3 protein-coding genes are annotated in these 2,996 nt (G+C 74.7%); 2 read left to right on the top strand and 1 reads right to left on the bottom strand.

Translation table 11 applies throughout. The annotated features are described in order from the left end of the window. On the bottom strand, positions 1 to 653 hold a 653-nt coding region (locus tag E1298_RS45680), incomplete at its 3' end, for a hypothetical protein (RefSeq protein WP_131903612.1). A 360-nt stretch (positions 654 to 1,013) separates the two neighbouring features. Between E1298_RS45680 and E1298_RS45675 the strand changes: the two genes are divergently transcribed. Both E1298_RS45675 and macS read left to right on the top strand, forming a co-directional pair. Beyond that, a complete protein-coding gene (locus E1298_RS45675; protein WP_131903611.1) occupies positions 1,014 to 1,748 on the top strand; it encodes a lysophospholipid acyltransferase family protein in 735 nt (244 codons plus the stop codon). A gap of 42 nt (positions 1,749 to 1,790) precedes the next feature. Further along, positions 1,791 to 2,987, top strand: coding sequence for a MacS family sensor histidine kinase (gene macS, locus E1298_RS45670; protein ID WP_243726245.1), 1,197 nt, complete (start codon positions 1,791 to 1,793; stop codon positions 2,985 to 2,987). Positions 2,988 to 2,996: the final 9 nt, after the last annotated feature.

The following is a 2,996-nucleotide window of genomic DNA, read 5'->3' as shown; positions in this document are numbered from 1 at the left end:
TAGTGGCCCTCCCCGTCGTCGTCCGGCGGGAACTCGGGGGCGTCGGTCGTCTTGATCACGCGGGCGCGGGGGAGGCGTCCGGCGCGGTCGTCGCCCTCGCGGGGCGGTTCGGCGGGCTCCTCGATGTTCTCCTGGTCGGGCCAGGGGACGACGTCGCCGTCGTGGGTGGTGTCGAAGCCGGCGACGATCTCGGCCCAGATGGCGTCCTCGTCGCGTTCGCCGGGGCCGGCGGGGGTGTCGCCGTCCTCGGCGGGGGAGTCGCCCTCGTCGCGGGCGCGCTGCCCGTCGTGCTTGGTCTCGTGCTGGGTCTCGCGCTGGGGTTCGTGCGAGGTGGCGGGTTCGGCCAGGTCGGTCTCGGGGCGCTCGGTGTCGGGGCCGCGGGCGGACGCGTCGCGCAGCCGGGCCAGGTGGGCCCGCAGGATGCCCTCGGCGGTCGGCTTCATGTCGACGTCCACGTACAGCCGGTCCAGGGCGTCGCCGGACGCGGGCTCCCCGGCGAGGTCGGACAGGTCGGCCAGGTCGGACGGCGAGGCCGCGTAGGCGGCGACGCCCGCCTCGCCGAGCGCCGCCAGCATCGCGTCGGCGAGATGCGGGGCGAGGTCGACCAGTGGGGCGTAGGTGTCGGCTGACAGTCCATTGCCACGGCGATTCACGGGGCCGGCTCCTTCGACGACTCCGGCGTGACCGACAGCACCGGCATGACGGCCTCCGCTCCCCCATTGACGTGTTCCCGGCGGCACCGGCGGTGCGCGGCGGCACCACCGGACACCCGAAAGGTGTGTCCCACGGTATTCGCTGCGCCGTCCGGGACAAGCCCTCGGGCACACCCGATTGAGATTTCCGTTCAGAGCCTACGTTCATCCGGCGGCGGGGTGTGCCGGAGCGGCCGACCCGACCCGGGCAGGGGTGTGGGCGGTGCCCCTCTGGGATGCGAAGATGTCCCATCATCTCCCCTCGGTCGGGGACTTGGACATGCTCGCCGCATGCACACGCGGTCGGAGGAAGGTGTCGGCATGCTCTGGTTCTGGATCCTGCTCAGGATCGTCCTCTCGCCCATCCTGTACCTGGGATGGTGGCCCCGGAACCAGGGCGCGGGGAACGTCCCGAAGCGGGGTCCGGCGCTGCTGGTGAGCAACCACCTGTCGTTCGCCGACCACTTCTTCGGGCCGCTGCCGCTGATGCGGCCGATCTACTTCATCGGCAAGGGCGAGTACTTCACCGGCAAGGGGATCAAGGGGCTGATCAGCAAGGGGTTCTTCACCGGCGTGGGGGTGGTGCCGGTCGACCGCACCGGCGGCTCCGCGGCGGAGGCCGCGCTGCGGACCGGGCTGCGGATCCTGGGGGAGGGCAAGCTGCTCGGGATCTATCCCGAGGGCACCCGGGCCCCCGACAACCGGCTGTACCGCGGCAAGACGGGCGTGGCCCGGCTCGCGCTGAAGTCCCGCGTCCCGGTGATCCCGATGGCGATGATCAACACGTTCGAGCTGATGCCGTCCGGCAGGCCGTACCCGCGGCTCGGGATCAGGCCCGGCGTCCGGTTCGGCGCGCCCCTCGACTTCTCCCGCCACTACGGACGCGAGGAGGACCGGGAGGTGCTGCGGGAGATCACCGATGAGATCATGCGGGCGATCGGGGAGCTGTCGGGGCAGGAGTACGTCGACCGGTACGCCGCGGAGGTCAAGGCCGAGATGGCGGGCAGGACCGTCCGTCCCGTCGAGGACGACGACGGCCTGAGCGACGGCGGCTGAGCGCGCCGGGCGGCGCGGGTCGGCGAGAGGCGGCGGGAAACCGTGACAGAGGGGAACCGGGAGCCCGGCGCGGGTGGGCTGGGCCTGGAGGTCGCGCTGTGGCGCGCGGTCGCGGTGTACCGGGGCCTGGCGCTCGTCTACGCGGCGGTCCTGATCGCCAAGAATTTCGGCGGCTACGCGCACCCGCTGGGCGGCTGGGCCGTCCTCGCGGTCATGGCGGCCTGGACGGTCTACACGGTGTTCGCCTACCGCGATCCGCGCCGCCGGGGGCGGCTGCTGCCGGCCGCCGACGTCGCCGTCGCGGCGGGCTGCGTGCTCGCGACGGCGTGGGTGGAGACGCCGGGCAACATCGCCGCCGGGCGCCCCACGCTGCCGGTGTCGTGGGTCGCGGCGGCGGTCCTGTCCTGGGCGGTGGCGGGCGGGCGGCGGCTCGGCATCGCCGCCGCGGGGATCCTGGCGGTCGCGAACCTGCTGGTGCACGCGCTCGCCCAGACGAGCCGGGGGATCGGCACCGTCACGATCAACGGGATCGTCCTGCTGTTCCTCGCGGGCCTGGTCGTCGGGCACGTGGTCAGGCTGGCGCTGGACGCGGAGGCGCGGCTGGCGCGCGCCGTGGAGTTGGAGTCGGCCACCCGGGAGCGGGAGCGGCTGGCCCGCCGGATCCACGACTCGGTGCTCCAGGTGCTGGCGATGGTGCAGCGGCGCGGCGGTGAGCTGGGCGGCGAGGCGGCCGAGCTGGGCCGGCTGGCGGGGGAGCAGGAGGCGGCCCTGCGGTCGCTGATCGGGACGTCCCCGTCCCGGCCGCCGGTCCGCGCCGTCCGGGCGCCGGGCGGCGGTTCCGGGCGCGAGGTGGACCTGGCGCCGCTGCTGACCGCCCACGCGTCCACGTCCGTGACCGTCTCGACCCCGGCGACGGCCGTGCCGCTGCCCGAGCACGCGGCCCGCGAGGTCGAGGCGGCGGTGGCGGCGGCGCTCGACAACGTCCGGCGGCACTGCGGCGAGGGCGCCCGCGCCTGGGTGCTGCTGGAGGACGACGGCACCGGGCGGGTCACCGTCAGCGTCCGTGACGACGGCCCCGGCATGGCGGCGGACCGTCTCGACCGGGCCGCGGCGGACGGGCGGCTCGGCGTGGCCCAGTCCATCCGCGGCCGGATCCGCGACCTGGGCGGCGAGGTCTCCATCGTCTCGGCGCCGGGGGAGGGCACCGAGATCGAGATGACCGTTCCCGTCCCCCGGTGACCCCCGCGG

The organism is Actinomadura rubrisoli (assembly GCF_004349215.1).
Taxonomy (GTDB): domain Bacteria; phylum Actinomycetota; class Actinomycetes; order Streptosporangiales; family Streptosporangiaceae; genus Spirillospora; species Spirillospora rubrisoli.
Note: the sequence above shows the minus strand (reverse complement) of the source record. Positions and strands in the feature narration are given on the sequence as shown.

Coding starts and splice junctions, on each gene's coding strand:
- E1298_RS45675 (WP_131903611.1), top strand. CDS start 1,014: ATGCTCTGGTTCTGGATCCTGCTCAGGATCGTCCTCTCGCCCATCCTG.